Here is a 17,216-nt window from a genome sequence, read left to right as displayed (position 1 = left end):
ATGGCACACATCGCCGGTAATCTTCCCGGTCCGCAGTCTGGCGCAACACCAGGCTGGACACCGGGCCCCGTCCGGATCAATAAAGGCTATGTCTATCTACTGAGCGCCATTGCAGCGCTGGGCGGGATACTGTTTGGGTTCGATCTGGTCATCATTTCCGGGACGGTCGCATTTTTTCAGGCGCATTTCGGACTGAATGAGCTGGAAACAGGTTGGGCAGTCGGATGTATCAATCTTGGCGCGGCGGTCGGTGCGATCATGGGGGGCTGGCTTTGCGAACGGCTCGGCCGCAAAAAATTGCTGATGATCTGTGCCATCCTGTTCGCGGTAACAGGTGGCGGAACCGGCTGGGCAGAGAACTTTCAGATGTTCATCGGGTTTCGAATGCTCAGCGGCGTGGCGGTAGGGGCGGCAGCGCTGGTTTGCCCGATCTACCTGGCCGAGATCTCCCCGGCATCCATGCGCGGGACCACCGTATCATTCTATCAGCTATCGATTGTGGTTGGAATATTACTGGCTTATCTTTCCAATTACCTGTTACTGAATGTGGAAGACAACTGGCGCTGGATGTTTTCGTCCCAGTCGATTCCAGCGTTGCTTTTTTATTTCAGTCTTTTCGCCGCTTCCGAGAGCCCGCGATGGCTGATCCGTTCCGGACGCGAATTTGAAGCACACATCGTGCTGGAACGCGTTGGCGGACTGGACTACGCATTGGCCGAGCAGGAGCAGATCGAACAGAGTTTTGCCGATAAAACCGATTCCAAAGTAAGCGACCTGTTCCGGAAGGATGTCTGGCATATTATGTTCATCGGCATCATGATCGCCGTGTTTTCACAGATCGTAGGGCAGAACTCCATCTTTTCGTACGCGCCAGAGCTGTTTAAAAAGGCGGGCATGGCGCAGGACTCGGCCTTTTTACAGTCCATCATCATCGGGGTCACCAACTTCGTATTTACTTTCATCGCCATCGGCACAATCGACAAATTGGGGCGCAAAAAGCTGTTGCAGTATGGGGCATTTCTGTTGTTTGCTGATGCCTTGGCATTATCCGCTGCGTTTTATATGCAATGGTCGGGCACATGGGTGCTTGTTTTCGTGCTGGGATTTATCGCTGTTTACTCGGCTACATTAGGGCCGGTTACCTGGGTGGCATTATCGGAAATATTCCCAAACCGCATCCGGGGAAACGCCATGGCGTTGGCGACACTTGCATTGTGGATTGCCAATTTCTTTACTACGGCCCTGTTTCCGGTCATGAACCAGTATTTTGGAATGCCTGTCACCTTTTTGATCCACGCGGGCATCTGTTTGAGCTACTTCCTTTTTATCCGTAAACGCGTGCCCGAAACCAAAGGCAGGTCTTTGGAAGAAATTGAAAAATTGTTACAAAAAAGCTGATTACCAATCGAATGACTATCCGATTTTTTGCGCCGGAATGGGGAAACACGCTTCCATTCGATACTTTCTGCAAAAATGTAAAGGCCGCCGGCTATGATGGGGTGGAAATGGCGCTACCCCTCGCTTCCGAAGAGAAACGGGCTATATTGGACACACTGGCGGCACACGATCTGGAATTGATCGGGCAATTCTGGCAGTCCTTTGAAAAGGACATCGATGAACATGCCGCGAACTACGAGAAATACCTCCGGAACCTGATCGATGCGCGACCAGTGCTGATCAACTGCCAGACTGGAAAGGATTATTTTAATGTACTCCAAAATCAGCGGCTGTTTGGATTGGCGGCGCAACTTGCGGCCGAATCGGGCATTCCCATCATCCACGAAACGCACCGGGGCAAAAGCTTTTTTGCCGCTCACGTGACGATGGGCTATCTTCAAGCGAACCCCAATCTGCGCATCGCGCTAGATATCTCGCACTGGTGCAGCGTTCACGAATCGCTCCTCGCCGACCTGCCCGATGAAGTGTCTGTCGCCATTTCCCGCACTGACCACATCCATAGCCGCGTAGGTCATCCCGAAGGCCCGCAGGTAAACGACCCCCGCGCACCGGAATGGGAAGAGGTTTTAAATGCACACCTTGGCTGGTGGGATCGCGTAGTAGCGCATCATCAGCAAAACGGAACTTCGCTTACCATTACCACCGAATTCGGCCCGGCGCCCTACATGCCTGCAATGCCCTACACCCAAATGCCTTTGGTAAGCCAATGGGATGTGAATGTGCACATGATGAACCTGTTGAAGAGCCGTTACCAGGATCGCTAGTTGACGCCACCGTTTTGAGATTTCTGCCTTCTCTCCGGTGTCAGCAGCGGGTCGTTGTCGGAGAGGAGCTCGTCAATGCCATCCAAATTTGTTCCCCCAATTTCAGTCGATGGCGTCGTGAAAAGTAGACGAATAGTTAAGCCGGGCTAAATTTTCCCCCAATTTTTATTAAAGTACACCTTGCCGTTAAATAATTTTTTTGTCGTTAAGTAGCTGATAATGAGTTGATTTGTCGCGTTCGGTATAGAAATAGTATACCTTTGGGAATTTGTAAGGGGTGGGCAGCTGTTCTAGGGGGCCGGAAATGTAGTTCGGGTATTGAGTTAATTCATAAATTTGCTTTGTAGTAACCCCGATCGATCTAATAACTATGAGCATCCTTTATGTTGACCATGAAATCAATAATCTAAATTCCTTTAAAGCGACGTTCCGAAGGGATGCAATGATTTATCTGGCCAAATCAACCGAAGAAGGGTTGAAAATCCTCGACGAACACAAAATCGACGTCATTTTTGCCGACCACCAGATGCCCGAAATGACAGGGCTTGAATTTCTCAAACTGGCTTCCGATCAATACCCTTCCAGTATGCGTGTGCTGCTTACAGGCAACGCCTACACGGATGAGTTTCGTTGGGCAGCAGGCAAGGGCTATTTTCATAGTTATGTCAACAAGCCCTGGGATGAACAGCAACTCCGGAGGTTGATGGTTTCGCATTTGCAATAGATCTTGATGATCCGAATTTTAGGGAGCTTCGGGGACCGGAAAGGTTTCCGAAGCTCTTTTTTATTTAGTAGAAAAAAATTGCCACACCAATATTTGTTGGGGATATATTGATTACATTGGATTTCAAAATCCGGTCATTTCCTTCATCCACTGCCGAAAGGCATCACCTTAACAAATGAAAAGAAGACACTTCATGCAGATGTCGGGCCTGGGGCTTGGAGCAATGATGCTCCCCGAGGTACCGGTTATCGGTAATCCTGTGCGCGAAGAACAGTTGCTGAATCCGTGGCTGGACGCCGCGAGCAAGAAAAAGTTAGCTGAAACCGCGCTGAATGCAGCCCGCGACAAGGGAGCAACGTACACAGATGTGCGTATCGGGCGTTATTTGCAGCAATATTTGTTCACGCGCGAAAAGCAGGTCCAGAATATTGTCAATGCCGAATCTTATGGCATCGGAATCCGCGTCATCGCGAACGGCACCTGGGGTTTTTCCGCTACCAGCGATGTCACGCCCGACGGCATTGCCAAATGCGCCGCCACAGCCGTCGCGATTGCCAAAGCGAATTCGAAATTCCAGAAAGAGCCGGTAGTACTGGCTCCGCAAAAAGGGGTAGGCGACAAGGCCTGGAAGACACCGCTCACCAAGAATGCATTTGAAATTCCGGTGAGGGATAAAATCGACCTGCTCATGAAAGTTAATGGCGCGGCTATGGACAATGGGGCCAGTTTTGTGACTTCCAACCTGTTTTTTGTCAACGAACAAAAATATTTCGCTTCTACCGACGGATCGTTTATCGACCAGGATGTTCACCGGATCTGGCCCACTTTCACAGTAACGGTTACAGATAAGGCATCGGGCAAGTTCAAAACCCGAGACGCGATCAGCTCGCCAATGGGCATGGGTTATGAATATCTTGACGGTCTGGCAGCCGAAAAAATTGCTGGCCCGAATGGATTGGTAGGCTACCGCAATTCATATGACATGGTGGAGGATGCGATTGCGGCCGCCAAACAGGCAAAAGAAAAAGTGACAGCCAAAACGGTGTTGCCGGGCAAATACGATCTCGTACTCGATCCCAACCACCTAGGGCTCACCATTCACGAGTCGGTAGGGCACCCGACAGAGCTCGACCGCGTGCTGGGTTATGAGGCTAATTATGCCGGCACCAGCTTTGCTACGCTCGACAAATGGAAAACGAAGAACTTTAACTACGGCAGCAAACTCGTCAATATCGTCGCCGACAAAACGCGGGCACACACATTGGGTGCCGTCGGATACGACGACGAAGGCGTGCCTTGCAAGGAATGGGATATTATCAGGGACGGTATCCTGGTCAACTACCAGGCGATCCGCGATCAGGTACAGATATTGGGTGAGAAAGAGTCGCACGGTTGCTGCTATGCCGACGATTGGAGCTCGGTGCAGTTTCAGCGCATGCCCAACATCAGCCTTAAACCCGCCACCGAAAAACGCAGCGTGCTCGATATGATCAAGGGGGTTGAAAAAGGCATTTACATTATTGGAAGAGGATCTTACTCGATTGATCAGCAGCGCTACAACTTCCAGTTCGGAGGGCAGGTTTTCTACGAAATCAAAAACGGGGAAATTGCCGGGATGCTTGACGACGTAGCTTACCAGTCGAACACCCAGGAATTCTGGAACTCATGCGTACAGCTTTGTGACAAAGACGATTACCGCACATTCGGGTCGTTTTTCGACGGCAAAGGCCAACCCGCCCAAATCAGCGCCGTATCCCACGGAAGTTCGACGACGAGGTTTAATGGGGTGAATGTGATTAATACGGGGAGGAAGATATGAATGAGTGAATGAATTTTGAATGACCGAATGATTGAATGACCGAATATTGAAATGCACACTAGGCAAAATTGGCCTATTCACTCATTCACTCATTCACTCATTCATTCATTCAAAACCATGACCATCAAAAAGCATCACGTAAATGGCAATCCTTACAAAAGAAGAAGCAAAAAAAATCATAGATAAAGTGCTGGCGTTTTCGAAGGCGGATGAGATCAGCGCTTCGCTGTCCGGGGAGCGGACGGGGAATATCCGTTATGCACGTAATTCGGTGTCGACCAGCGGGGAAACTACCGATCTGTCGCTTTCAGTGACGGCCGTTTACGGCAAGAAATCGGGGACGGCAACCATTAATGAGTTCGACGACGCGTCGCTCGAAAAGACGGTGCGCCGGGCGGAGGAGATCGCAAAGCTGGCACCCGACAATCCGGAATATATGCCGATGCTCGGTCAGCAGTCGTATATTGAAAGCAAAGCATTTATTGAAAATACCGCAGCGATAGATGCTGAATACCGCGCCAAAGCGGCTTTTAGCAGCATAGATCCCTGCGCCAAAAAGAACCTGACGGCCGCGGGTTATATGGAAGATAATAGCGGTTTTTCCGCTCAGGGCAATAGCAAAGGCCTTTTTGGGTATAACAAATCCACTTCCGTAGACTTTTCGGTAACGGTGCGTACTGCCGACGGCACGGGTTCCGGCTATGTGGCGCGGGATTACAACGACGCTTCCAAACTGAGCACGCAAACAGCTACGGAAATTGCGATGCAGAAAGCGTTGGCATCCGTGAACGCGAAGGCATTGGAGCCGGGCAAATACACTGTTATACTCGAACCGACGGCCGCGCACGACCTGGTCCAGAACATGATGAGGAGCATGGATGCCCGTAGCGCCGACGAAGGCCGCAGTTTTCTGGGCAAAAAAGGCGGAGGCACAAGACTGGGCGAAAAGCTGCTCGACGAGCGCGTCACGATCTATTCCGATCCTGCCAATCCCGAAATACCCGGTGCGCCATTCGCTGCGGATGGGCGGCCGCAGGAGAAAGTGACCTGGTTCGAGAAGGGAGTGGTCAAAAACATGTACTATTCGCGATTCTGGGCGGAGAAGAAAGGTGTAAAAGCTATTCCGTCACCAGGCGGCTTCATTTTCGAGGGCGGTAACGATTCCCTAGCCGACCTCATCAAAGGCACCGAAAAGGGCATTCTTGTCACCCGCTTCTGGTACATCCGCAGCGTCGATCCGCAAACGCTACTCTATACCGGCCTCACGCGTGACGGTACTTTTTATATCGAAAACGGACAGATCAAATATCCTGTCAAAAACTTCCGGTTCAATGAAAGCCCTGTGATCATGCTCAATAATGTGGAGGCGATCGGGAAACCGGTGCGCACCAATGGCAGCCTGATCCCGCCATTGAAAATCCGTGATTTTACGTTCACAAGCCTTTCTGACGCGGTTTAGCGGCAACCGTAATCCATTTAAACCGCTATCCTGCCACCCATACCAGGTGAGTTGACCTCAGTGCAGCCATTCATTAACTTATGAATTGCACTTTTTTCAACTCACCCAAACAATTCTATTAGCTAAACATCTACAATTTGAAACGACGAGATTTTATCCAACTGGCCGGGCTGGGAACGGGAGCGTTCATGTTGCCGGGCTTCGCAACAGGCCGTCCGGTGTCACCTGAGGCATTTCTGGTACCGGGCGATGATGTAGTCCTGAAAAAGCGGCTGGCCGATGCCGCCCTGAATGCAGCCAAATCCAAAGGTGCATCTTATGCCGACGTCCGCATTGGCCGCTATCTCAACCAGTATGTGACTACCCGTGAAGACAAGGTCGAAAACATTGTCAACACCGAATCGTACGGTGTAGGCGTGAGGGTCATTGCAAATGGCTGCTGGGGGTTCGCCGCCGTGGTGGATGCCAAAAATGAAGCCCAATTGGCCAAAGCGGCGGAAGAGGCTGTTGCCATTGCTAAAGCCAATTCGAAACTCATGAAGGAACCTGTGCAACTCGCGTCGCAAAAGGGTTTTGGAGAGGTGAGCTGGAAGGCGCCTATTAAGAAAAACGCCTTTGAGGTGCCTATCAAAGAGAAAGTTGACCTGCTGCTGTCGGTGAACGACGCGGCAATGAAAAATGGTGCCAACTATGTGAACTCGATCCTGTTCCAGGTGAATGAACAGAAATATTTTGCGTCAACCGACGGTTCTTACATCGATCAGGACATTCATCGCATCTGGCCGCTTTTCAACGTGACGGCCATCGATCCCAAAACGGGTAAGTTTGAGACGCGCAAGTCGCTCAGCGCACCGATGGGGATGGGTTATGACTATCTGCAATCAAACCCGGCGGACAAAATTACCGGTGTCACAACCCGTTATAACAAAGGCTACGACATGCTCGAAGACGCTACCGCTGCCGCTCAGCAAGCCAAGGAAAAGCTGACGGCCAAATCGGTGGAAGCGGGCAAATATGACTTGATACTCGATCCGTCGCACTTATGGCTCACGATCCATGAGTCGGTAGGCCACCCATTGGAGCTCGACCGTGTGCTGGGCTATGAGGCCAACTTTGCGGGGACGTCGTTTGCGACATTGGATAAATGGCAGTCCAAAAACTTCCAGTACGGCAGCAAGCAGGTCAACCTGGTAGCTGACAAATTGCAGGTAGGGTCGCTCGGTGCCGTGGGTTGGGATGATGAAGGAGTTAATACCAAACAATGGGACCTTGTGAAGGACGGCGTGCTGGTGAACTATCAGGCGATCCGCGACCAGGCGCACATTATCGGAGCGAAAGAATCACACGGCTGCTGCTATGCCGACAGTTGGAGTTCGGTGCAGTTCCAGCGTATGCCGAACGTATCGCTGGCAGCGGGCAAAACGCCATTGTCGGTGGAGGAAATGATCAAGGATGTCAAAAAAGGCATTTACATTATCGGTGACGGTTCGTTTTCGATCGATCAGCAGCGCTATAACTTCCAGTTTGGCGGGCAATTGTATTATGAAATCAAGGATGGCAAGATCGCGGGCATGCTGAAAGACGTGGCTTATCAGTCGAATACGCAGGAATTCTGGAATTCGTGCGTTCAGGTTTGCGACGAGCGCGACTACCGCCTCGGAGGTTCGTTCTTCGATGGTAAGGGGCAGCCAATGCAGGCCAGCGCCGTATCGCACGGCAGCTCCACGGCGAGGTTTAATGGGGTTAATGTGATTAATACAGCGAGGAAAATTTAATGAGTGAATGGGTGAATGAGTGAATTTTGAATGACCGAATGATTGAATGACCGAGTATTGGTCACTTGCTTCATGGATATTTATTATTCGATCATTAACTCATTGAAAATATTCACTCATTCAAAATTCACTCATTTGATCATTCACTCATTTAATCATTCAGTCATTCAATCATTCAAGATTCAACATGGCCATCATACTAACAGAATCAGAAGCAAAGGCATTGTGCCAAAAGGTGCTGAGCTATTCCAAAGCCGATGAATGCGAAGTGAATATCCTGGGCGAGGAGCGGGGCAACCTCCGCTATGCGCGCAACGAAGTATCGACCAGCGGCGCGCTGATCAACCAGAATTTACAGGTGCAATCCGCATTTGGTAAGAAAGTAGGCGTTGCTACGATCGACGAATTCAGCGAAGAATCGTTTGAAAAAGTGGTAAGAAGATCGGAAGAATTGGCGCGCCTGGCTCCCGAAAATCCCGAATATGTAGGTGTACTCGAACCGCAAACTTATTTGAAATCCAATGGTTTTTTCGAATCCACAGCCGGCATTAATCCGGATTACCGCGCTGGGGCCGTTTTGAAAAGCCTAGATTTAACCCGCTCGCAGAACATGACCGCCGCCGGTTTCCTCGAAAACCAAAAAGGCTATTCTGCCATGATGAATTCCAAAGGCCTGTTTGCCTACTATCCCAGTACGAGCGTCAACTTTTCGCTCACAGTGCGTACGCCGGATGGCAAGGGCTCCGGTTATGTGGCAAAGGGGTACAGCGATGTGAACAAACTCGATACGGCCGCAGCTACGAAAACCGCCATTCAAAAATCAAAGGGTTCTGTCGATGCGAAGGCATTGGAACCGGGCAAATACACGGTAATCCTCGAACCGACGGCTGCCGCTGTTTTGCTGGAAAACATATTTTTCAATTTTGATGCAAGAAGTGCCGACGAAGGCCGGTCGTTTCTCAGCAAGGCCGGAGGCAAAAGCAAGCTGAACGAGAAGATCGTCGACGAGCGCGTCCATATTTATTCGGACCCTACACATCCCGATCTACCCTCATCGCCATGGTCGGGCGACGGCCAGGCGGCTAACAAGATCAATTGGATCGAGAATGGCGTCATCAAAAACCTGGTCTATTCCCGTTATTGGGCACAAAAGAACAATGTCAAACCCGTGCCGTTCCCTACAAATGTGATTATGGCCGGTGGGACAGCCAGTATGGAAGAGCTGATCAAATCCACCCAGCGCGGTATTCTCGTTACAAAGCTGTGGTATATCCGGGAAGTCGACCCGCAGACATTGCTGCTGACGGGCCTCACGCGCGACGGTACATTTTTCATTGAAAACGGGGTGATCAAACATCCGATCAAGAACTTCCGTTTTAATGAAAGTCCGGTGATCATGCTCAACAACCTCGAAACACTCGGCAAGCCCGAACGCGTGGTGAGCACCGAAACCAACAGCAACTACCTGATTCCGCCGATGAAGATCAGGGAGTTCACATTCTCATCGTTATCTGACGCCGTTTAGTATTGAAACCTTTTTTCTTCACCAGAATCCAATACACATCCGGTAACTGGGATACCGACCAGCGAATGCCGTCCAATTTGTTGCATTCGCTGGTCGAGTATACGACGATTCCGGTCGATGAGAAGGAGAAAGTGGTTCAGTTGAGCAGTAATGAAATATTTAAAAGCCCGTTCTGCTACCTGAGCGGGCATAAGCTAGTAGAGTTTTCGGCCCAGGAGCGCGACCATTTCAAACGGTATGTGCAAAATGGCGGCTTTGTGTTCGTCGACGATTGCAACCACGATATCGACGGCCTTTTTGCCAAATCGTTCGAGCAGGAAATGGCGCGGACATTCGGCCCCAAGGCTTTGCAGAAAATCCCGAGTAACCATCCTGTCTATCATAGTTTTTTCAAATTCGACGACGGCCCGCCAACCACCTCTTTCGAGCTGAACGGCTGGGGCGACGACCTCGTCCATGATTACCTCAAAGCCATCACCATCAACGGAAAAATCGGCGTCCTGTACAGCAATAAGGATTACGGCTGCGAATGGGACTATGATTTCAGGAACAAGCGCTTCCTGGCAGTTGACAATACGCGGTTTGGGGTGAATATTGTGGTGTATGCGTTGACGGGGTAGGGGCCGCCGCGTGCATCGTGACCATGGCCGATGGACCGCCGACTTTGGGTTTGGTGGAATCTGAGGTCGGAAATTGTGATAGTAATTGTATCAATGTAAAGAATAACTCATCTACGCACGGCGGTCGGTGGTCGGCCGTCGGCGGTCAAAAAATCGAAATTGGAAACCTCAACGACAACATCACACTACCGCGCTCTCGTCGCGAAACTTCCGTTGCTGAAAGCCGAAATCGGCAAGGTAATCGTTGGGCAGCAGGATGCGATTGAAGAGATATTGATTGCATTGCTGGCCTCCGGGCATTGCCTTTTGGAAGGTGTTCCGGGCTTGGCAAAGACTTTAATGGTCAAAACCATGTCCGAAGCCCTGCATATGAGCTTTCGGCGGATCCAGTTCACGCCCGACCTGATGCCGGGCGATATTGTGGGCACCGAGATTTTGGAGGAAGATCATGATACGGGCAAGAAATTCTTCAAGTTCAACCAGGGGCCGATATTTGCCAATGTAGTGCTGGCCGACGAGATCAACCGTACACCGCCCAAAACCCAGGCCGCCTTACTGGAAGCGATGCAGGAGAAAAGTGTCACTTATGGAGGAGAAAGCTATGCATTGCCCAACCCGTTCCTGATCATCGCTACGCAAAACCCGATCGAACAGGCTGGAACATACCCGCTTCCGGAAGCCCAGCTTGACCGGTTTTTGTTGTATATCAAACTGGGTTATCCCAGTGAAGACGAGGAACTGGACGTTTTGCGAACTACCACCGGCACAGCCAGGCCCGAAATCGGGCGCGTATTGTCGGACCAGGACATGGTCGATCTCCAGAAGTTGACGAGGCAGGTGCATATTGCCGATGAGTTGTTGGTTCAAATCAACCAGCTGGTACGCTCGACGCGGCCTGAGAATACCAATTCGGATTTCGTACGCGAATGGTGCGATTGGGGCGCGGGGCCACGTGCAGGGCAGGCACTCGTGCTATGCGCGAAGGCGCGCGCGGTGTTGCATGAGCGGTTCTCGGTCATCCCCGATGACATTCGCACATTGGCATTCCCGGTTTTACGGCATCGCATCGCGATGAATTTTCGGGCCGAGGCGGAAGGGATCACAAGCGATCAGGCGATCGACGAATTATTGGCGGCGTTGCGGTAATTACGTTTAACGCTTGTCTCAAAATCCATCATCGATGCAAAAAACAACCGGACTGCTGGCGGCCAGCCTGATCAAGCTTAAAAACCTGCAACTGACCGGGAAACTGGTCAGTGAAGAGCTGATGCTGGGCATTCATGCCAGTAAGCGCTCCGGGATCGGCGTTGAATTCGAACAATACCGGCATTACGAGCCGGGCGATGATCCTAAACGCATTGACTGGAAGCTTTTTGCACGGACCGACAAACACCTCGTGCGTGAATCTTCGACCGAAAGTGACCGGCAGATCCGTTTTGTCCTCGATTTGTCGGGATCGATGAATTATGCTGAGGATGGTGTTAGCAGGCTACAATATGCGCAAATCCTGTTGGCTTCACTGGCCTATTTATGCTACATTCAGAATGACCAGATGAGCTTGTACGGTTTGAAGGAGGGACGTGTTGAGACAATCAGCGGCACCGGATCGGCGTCATCGGCCAGGCAGGCCTTTCAGAAAATATTGGTAGGGTTGGAAAAGACAACGGCAGCTGGGCCGTGGCAAACTTCCGGGTTGCATAATGCCGAATTCCAGTCTAAAAAAAAGGAGCAACTTATTTTTGTAAGCGACCTGTTGCAAGCGGAGAACGAATGGTTGTCATGGATCCGCTCACTGGCCGGGCCGTATCGGGAGATAGTGATATTTCAAATACTGGGCGATCAGGAGGCGGATTTTGACCTCAAAGGCTTTTACCGGTTCAAGGACCTGGAAAGCGGACGCGAGATCGAACTGGATGCCGATTCGGTGGCACTGCAGTACCGCGCGTCCATGGAAACCTACTTGTCGGATTTGAAAACCGCATTGCAAATCCCACATGTCCGCTTCGTGCGCGCCCGGATGAGCGAGCCGATCGGGATGGTGTTAAAAGCATTTTTAACCAGAAGAAAAGGCTGATGACATTCTTGCAACCATATCTGCTTTGGGCAATGCTGGCCGTGGTAATGCCGGTCGCGATCCATTTCTGGTATCAAAGAAGGGGTAAAACCATCGAATGGGCTGCCATGCGCTGGCTGGGTGAGCAAACGACGCTCCAACACCGCGGTTTCCGGCCGAACGAGATAGGACTGATGCTTTTGCGCTGTCTGCTGGTCGCATTGCTGGCATTGATCGTCAGCAGGCCGATTGTGGCTTGGTTTGAAAATATAACCCGATCGGAAACAATCCATCTGGTGCAACCCGACCGGTTGGTTACCGATAGCTATCGTTTCGAGCTGGAAAATGCTTTGCGCGATGGGGAGCAGGTTTACTGGCTCGGGGTTTCACCGGAAAAAGTAGCCAGTTTGGAGAAAATGCCCACCCTTTCACCAGGGTTGACATATTTGCAAAACAATATCAATGCACTAGCAACTGCTAATGCGCCTGCTTTTAAGCTGTATTTCCGTAATAACCTTAGTTTGGCATCGAGCCCGCGTATTTACATTCCGGGTGATTATCAGCTCTTTTCGGTGACAGATTCCAGTAATAAGGCCATTAACCTTCTTCAAAACAAACCGGCTTATAAGGACATCATTCACGTTTTGCTTGATTACCGTGATGCCGATGAGCGAAAAGCCGTCACCGCAGCACTCAGTGCATTGACCGAAGTTTATGGTTTTGCATTTGAAATAGAAAAGAAAAGCCGCCCTGGAAGGCATTACGACTGGGTTTTTACGAACAATGCGATTGAACACCCGGAACCGGGAACAAGATATATCGTCTCGGGCGCCATGCCTGAGTGGGCCGCTCCCGCATCGGTCATTTCCTTGCCTGATTCATTGCGGTTGGCAGATTCGGAGTTGGTCGAGAGCGGGCGGTTGCCGGAATGGCTCGGCGATTTGCTGGTAAACGACTTAAAATTGAATGCGGGAAACGAGCCGTTAAGCGATAGTCAGTTAAATGCATTGTTTATAAAAGCACCCGCAGCGCAGCAGGAAGCAACGCTTCGGCCCTGGCTGTTGCTGGTCTTTATTTGTCTGATGATCGCCGAACGCTGGCTTGCGCTTCGGAAAACCGTGACTAGCCATGGCTGATTTAAGAAAATTCGTCAAGTCCGTTAATACACATATTCAGTGGATTGCCATTTTGAAATGTTTTTTGTTGGGCTTTGCGTTTGGTTTGTTTGCCGACACTTTTTTGGGGAACGGGCCATGGCTGGGGACATTCATTGGGTTGACTGGCTGGTTGATCGGTATTTGGGTCAATAAGGCACTTGCTGATAAAAAACGTGTTGCAATTGCACTGATCCACAGCCACAACCCCAGCGCTGAGTATAGCCTCGATCTGCTCGATAAGGCCGATTTGAATATCATCGAGCAAATGCAGCTGGAACGGATAGCCGCCCGAAACCTCGCATTTCCACGCCGGGAGATTTACCGGGGTATTTGGAAATATGTGGTTGCGGTGTTGCTGGCGACGGCTGTTAATCATGGTTGGCCGGCATTGACGGGCGAAAACAGGAAGTCCGGGAAAGCGGTATTGTCTCAGCCTGTTTTACCTAAAAACAAACGGCAGTCGGCTCCTCAATATAAATCTGCACGTGTGAAGGTAACTCCGCCAGGCTACACAGGTTTGCCGGTCAGGGAATTCACCGATTTGAATATCAGTTCGATCACCGGTTCGACAGTAGAATGGGCCGTGCGGTTTGACGATCCTGAGAACCTGAGTGTGCACATTGCCAATAGTCGTGGCGAGGAGGTTAATCTGCGAGAATCTCACGGTGTATTTGTATATAAAGGCCACATTACCGGCTCGGGTCTATATTCCATTAAAGGTTTTTGGAAGGATTCGCTGATCTATCAATCCGATTTTTACAAGCTGGAAGCGCTGCCCGATCTCGCGCCCCGTATCGAGCCCGCTTCGAAGGAATTGTACCGCTACCATTTCCTGAAAGATTCTAAAAATATTCGCATTTCGGCCAAAATATCGGATGACTTCCGGGTAAAACAGGCGTTTATTGTGGCCACAGTGGCACGTGGTTCCGGCGAGAATGTCAAATTCAGGGAGATCAAAATGCCGTTGGGCCCCGGTGATTTTAAGGAAGCAGATATTCAGAAAAGCATTGACTTGCATGCATTGAATTTCGCGCCGGGAGACGAGCTGTACTATTATTGGGCCGCAATCGATAATCGACAGCCCGAGCCGAATTTCAGCAAGTCGGATACCTATTTTGTGGTGTATAAAGACACGTCGAAGGTCGAAGAGGCGGAGCTGGCCACCATGGCTGTGAACGTTATGCCGGAGTATTTCCGCAGCCAGCGGCAGATCATCATCGATACCGAAAAGCTGATTGCCAGGAGGAAAAAAATCAAATCCGGCGAGTTCAATGCCACTTCCAACGAAATCGGATTCGATCAAAAAGTGCTGCGGCTACGGTATGGGCAATATTTGGGCGAAGAATTTGAAACCAGTATCGGTGGCAGTGAGAATCCCGCTGGTGCGGATAATGGTAACATCATCGACGCATTTACACACCACTCCGACGGGCAGGGCGAAGGTGCCGAGTCCCGGGTAGGCGAACCCGCGCATGCAGATGAGCACACACATGAGCATAAAGCCGAACCGGCCGGCGAAAAAGATCCCCTGGCGGCGCTGATGGAGCAATACACGCATTCGCACGACGACGCGGAGACGAATACTTTTTACGAACAATCCACACGTAGTCTTTTGAAAATGGCTTTGGAGCAAATGTGGCAGTCGGAGCTACATTTGCGGACTTATGAGCCCGAAAAGGCACTTCCCTTCGAGCACAAAGCATTAGAGTACCTCAAAACAGCCCAGCAAAAGGCACGGACCTACGTAAAAAAGAGTGGCTACGACCCGCCACCGATCAAGGAAAAGGAAAAGCGGCTTACTGGTGAGCTCAAAGACCTGGCGAGTAAGTGGGAGTACGAAAAGCAATTCGACCAAAAACAAACCGCGGAGCTTGCCGCGGTATTGCTGGGCTACCTGGAAAGAGATAAGTTGCCAAAAACGGATGTAGTAAAACTAGCTGCATTAAGCACGGAACTAACCCAGAGGCTGACGGAAAGGGGGCCATTTAACGATGGGTTGCAAAACTGGAACACGATAGCGGCATTGCAGAAACTGGCGATAGGAAGAACCCTTACACAACACGAAACGGCCGCATTGAAGCGTGATCTCCACATTCGCGCCGGTAGTGCATTGAAAAACCGGCCAGGCTGGGCGGGAGAAAAGAAATTGGAAGCCGCTTTCCGCAAAGCCATGCGATAGGCCGATTTAAAAGTATTTAGAGAGAATATAACCGAATGATTCATACCGATTTCAACTGGACAGCACCTTTGAATTTGCTGGTAATGTGTGCCTTGCTCGTGTTGCTGGTTGTGCAATGTGGGTTCGTATACACGCGGCACCGGAATTCGGGGCGGTTTGGTATTAGGTTGATATTGAATGGCTTGCTTTGGCTAAGCATGGTGGCCTGGCTATTGGACCCGACATTCAAATTGGCTGGTAAGTCAAGAATAGGATTGCTGGCTGCTGAAAATGTGCCTGCTGACGTCGTCACCCGGTTTCGCGATAGTCTGGGCGGGGCTGAAATTATATCGACTGGCCGGATTGGCACTTCCGATGTGGACACGCTGGTGGTATTGGGACAGGAATTTGACCAAAAGGTCCTTGCCGCCATCCAGCAGTTGCCCCGCATTCCAGCTTTGCAATGGAATCCTTACTTTGCGCCGGATCAGATGAGCGATTTGCATTGGAAAGGTATTTTAGGAAAGGGAGAATTACAGCGGATCGATGGCCGTATCCAGTCATCGCAGCAACAGATTTTGCAGATTAAATATGCAGGCCGGACGCTCGACAGCGTCATGTTAAATAAGGGCGATAACCGCGTCCGGCTCACATTCCCGGCATTCAGCGAAGGTAGGACCACCACCACATTGCATTTGAACGACCTGGCTATCGATACGCTCCGGTATTTCGCCCGACCGGAAGCAAAACTGACAGTCCGTTTCCTGCTCGATAACCCTGATTTTGAAACGCGTAACCTGGCAAACTGGCTTGGGAGAAATGGCCATTCGGTGAGCTACGATGCCACATTATCCAAAAACATTCAGAGCAGGCTGAATATCAACCGCGCCAAAGAACCTGACTTGATCGTAACTATTCCCGCGAATGCTTCCAATGCGGCTGTTAAAAAGGCGGTCAGTACTGGTAAAAGTGCGCTTTTTGTTCAAATGGGCGGCCCGGTTGGAAACCTGTTCGCTGAGCTAAGGTCTATTAACCAGGCGTTGGGTGCACATTTTCAGGCCATTAAGATTTCCAACGAAGAGTCGGTAGCATTATCGCCGGTGCTGAGCGCTCTGCCGTTTCGGTTCCAAATGCATGGTTACCAAACCCATGCTGTTCATTATCCGTTAGCGGTTGAAAATATAAATGGGAAAGTGGCCGTGAGTCTGTTGAACGAAACCTTTCCCATGCAACTATCCGGCGATAGCATTGCCTATGCGAGCGTATGGAACGAGATCTTCGCCTGGACGCGACCTGCGCGAGGCCTGACACTTTCCGCAGATGCGCCTGTTTTCAAGAACGTGCCTGCGGTAATGCATTTGAACAATTTTCAGCAGATACCACGCTGGCTGGAAATCAGAAGCGATACGGCTTTTACAAAAACCTCCGTTCTGAATGCGCATTCGGCGGAAGTTACTTTTCTGCCGGTCCGGGATGGATGGCAATCACTGAATGACTCGCTTGGAACCGAACTGTACGTACAGGATTATTCTCCATTGAAATATGCCGCGCAAATGCAGCACTTTGTCCGATCTGCCGAGGAAACGGGTGTGAAGACGCTCAGTGGAAATCGGGCAGATGTAACGCGGAAGTTACCCGGCTGGGTTTGGTTTGCATGGCTGATGGTTTGCCTGACAGCCCTGTGGATCGAGCCGAAAGTATGAT

At 50.6% G+C, this 17,216-nt stretch carries 13 protein-coding genes; all 13 read left to right on the top strand.

Features of this window, described 5'->3' with window-relative positions:
- The 13 genes from LZD49_RS25800 (at position 1) to LZD49_RS25740 (ending at position 17,215) form a co-directional block, all read left to right on the top strand.
- Positions 1 to 1,398, top strand: coding sequence for a sugar porter family MFS transporter (locus LZD49_RS25800; protein ID WP_234670580.1), 1,398 nt, complete (start codon positions 1 to 3; stop codon positions 1,396 to 1,398).
- An 11-nt stretch (positions 1,399 to 1,409) separates the two neighbouring features.
- A complete protein-coding gene (locus LZD49_RS25795; protein ID WP_234670579.1) occupies positions 1,410 to 2,222 on the top strand; it encodes a sugar phosphate isomerase/epimerase in 813 nt (270 codons plus the stop codon).
- Between the two features lie 370 nt (positions 2,223 to 2,592).
- Positions 2,593 to 2,946: a response regulator gene (locus tag LZD49_RS25790; RefSeq protein ID WP_234670578.1), complete on the top strand. Its 354-nt coding sequence runs from the start codon at positions 2,593 to 2,595 to the stop codon at positions 2,944 to 2,946.
- 175 nt (positions 2,947 to 3,121) lie between these two features.
- A complete protein-coding gene (locus LZD49_RS25785; protein WP_234670577.1) occupies positions 3,122 to 4,765 on the top strand; it encodes a TldD/PmbA family protein in 1,644 nt (547 codons plus the stop codon).
- Between the two features lie 142 nt (positions 4,766 to 4,907).
- Positions 4,908 to 6,224, top strand: a complete 1,317-nt coding sequence (locus LZD49_RS25780) for a TldD/PmbA family protein (protein ID WP_234670576.1) — start codon at positions 4,908 to 4,910, stop codon at positions 6,222 to 6,224.
- A 137-nt stretch (positions 6,225 to 6,361) separates the two neighbouring features.
- Positions 6,362 to 7,999: a TldD/PmbA family protein gene (locus tag LZD49_RS25775; protein ID WP_234670575.1), complete on the top strand. Its 1,638-nt coding sequence runs from the start codon at positions 6,362 to 6,364 to the stop codon at positions 7,997 to 7,999.
- Positions 8,000 to 8,186: 187 nt separating this feature from the next.
- A complete protein-coding gene (locus tag LZD49_RS25770) occupies positions 8,187 to 9,524 on the top strand; it encodes a TldD/PmbA family protein (protein ID WP_234670574.1) in 1,338 nt (445 codons plus the stop codon).
- 2 nt (positions 9,525 to 9,526) lie between these two features.
- Positions 9,527 to 10,144, top strand: coding sequence for a DUF4159 domain-containing protein (locus tag LZD49_RS25765; protein ID WP_234670573.1), 618 nt, complete (start codon positions 9,527 to 9,529; stop codon positions 10,142 to 10,144).
- Between the two features lie 159 nt (positions 10,145 to 10,303).
- Positions 10,304 to 11,290, top strand: a complete 987-nt coding sequence (locus LZD49_RS25760) for a MoxR family ATPase (protein WP_234670572.1) — start codon at positions 10,304 to 10,306, stop codon at positions 11,288 to 11,290.
- Between the two features lie 34 nt (positions 11,291 to 11,324).
- On the top strand, positions 11,325 to 12,218 hold the full coding sequence (locus tag LZD49_RS25755) for a DUF58 domain-containing protein (RefSeq protein ID WP_234670571.1): 894 nt from the start codon (positions 11,325 to 11,327) through the stop codon (positions 12,216 to 12,218).
- Positions 12,218 to 13,333 carry a BatA domain-containing protein gene (locus LZD49_RS25750; RefSeq protein ID WP_234670570.1) on the top strand — a complete coding sequence of 372 codons (1,116 nt, stop codon included), beginning with the start codon at positions 12,218 to 12,220 and terminating at the stop codon, positions 13,331 to 13,333. Before LZD49_RS25755 ends, LZD49_RS25750 begins: the two co-directional genes overlap by 1 nt.
- Positions 13,326 to 15,533, top strand: coding sequence for an AtpZ/AtpI family protein (locus tag LZD49_RS25745; protein WP_234670569.1), 2,208 nt, complete (start codon positions 13,326 to 13,328; stop codon positions 15,531 to 15,533). Before LZD49_RS25750 ends, LZD49_RS25745 begins: the two co-directional genes overlap by 8 nt.
- A gap of 35 nt (positions 15,534 to 15,568) precedes the next feature.
- Positions 15,569 to 17,215 (top strand): hypothetical protein, encoded by a 1,647-nt coding sequence (locus tag LZD49_RS25740; RefSeq protein WP_234670568.1) that lies wholly within the window; start codon positions 15,569 to 15,571, stop codon positions 17,213 to 17,215.
- Position 17,216 lies beyond the last annotated feature (1 nt).

This window comes from Dyadobacter sp. CY261 (assembly GCF_021440085.1).
Taxonomy (GTDB): Bacteria; Bacteroidota; Bacteroidia; order Cytophagales; family Spirosomataceae; genus Dyadobacter.
Note: the sequence above shows the minus strand (reverse complement) of the source record. Positions and strands in the feature narration are given on the sequence as shown.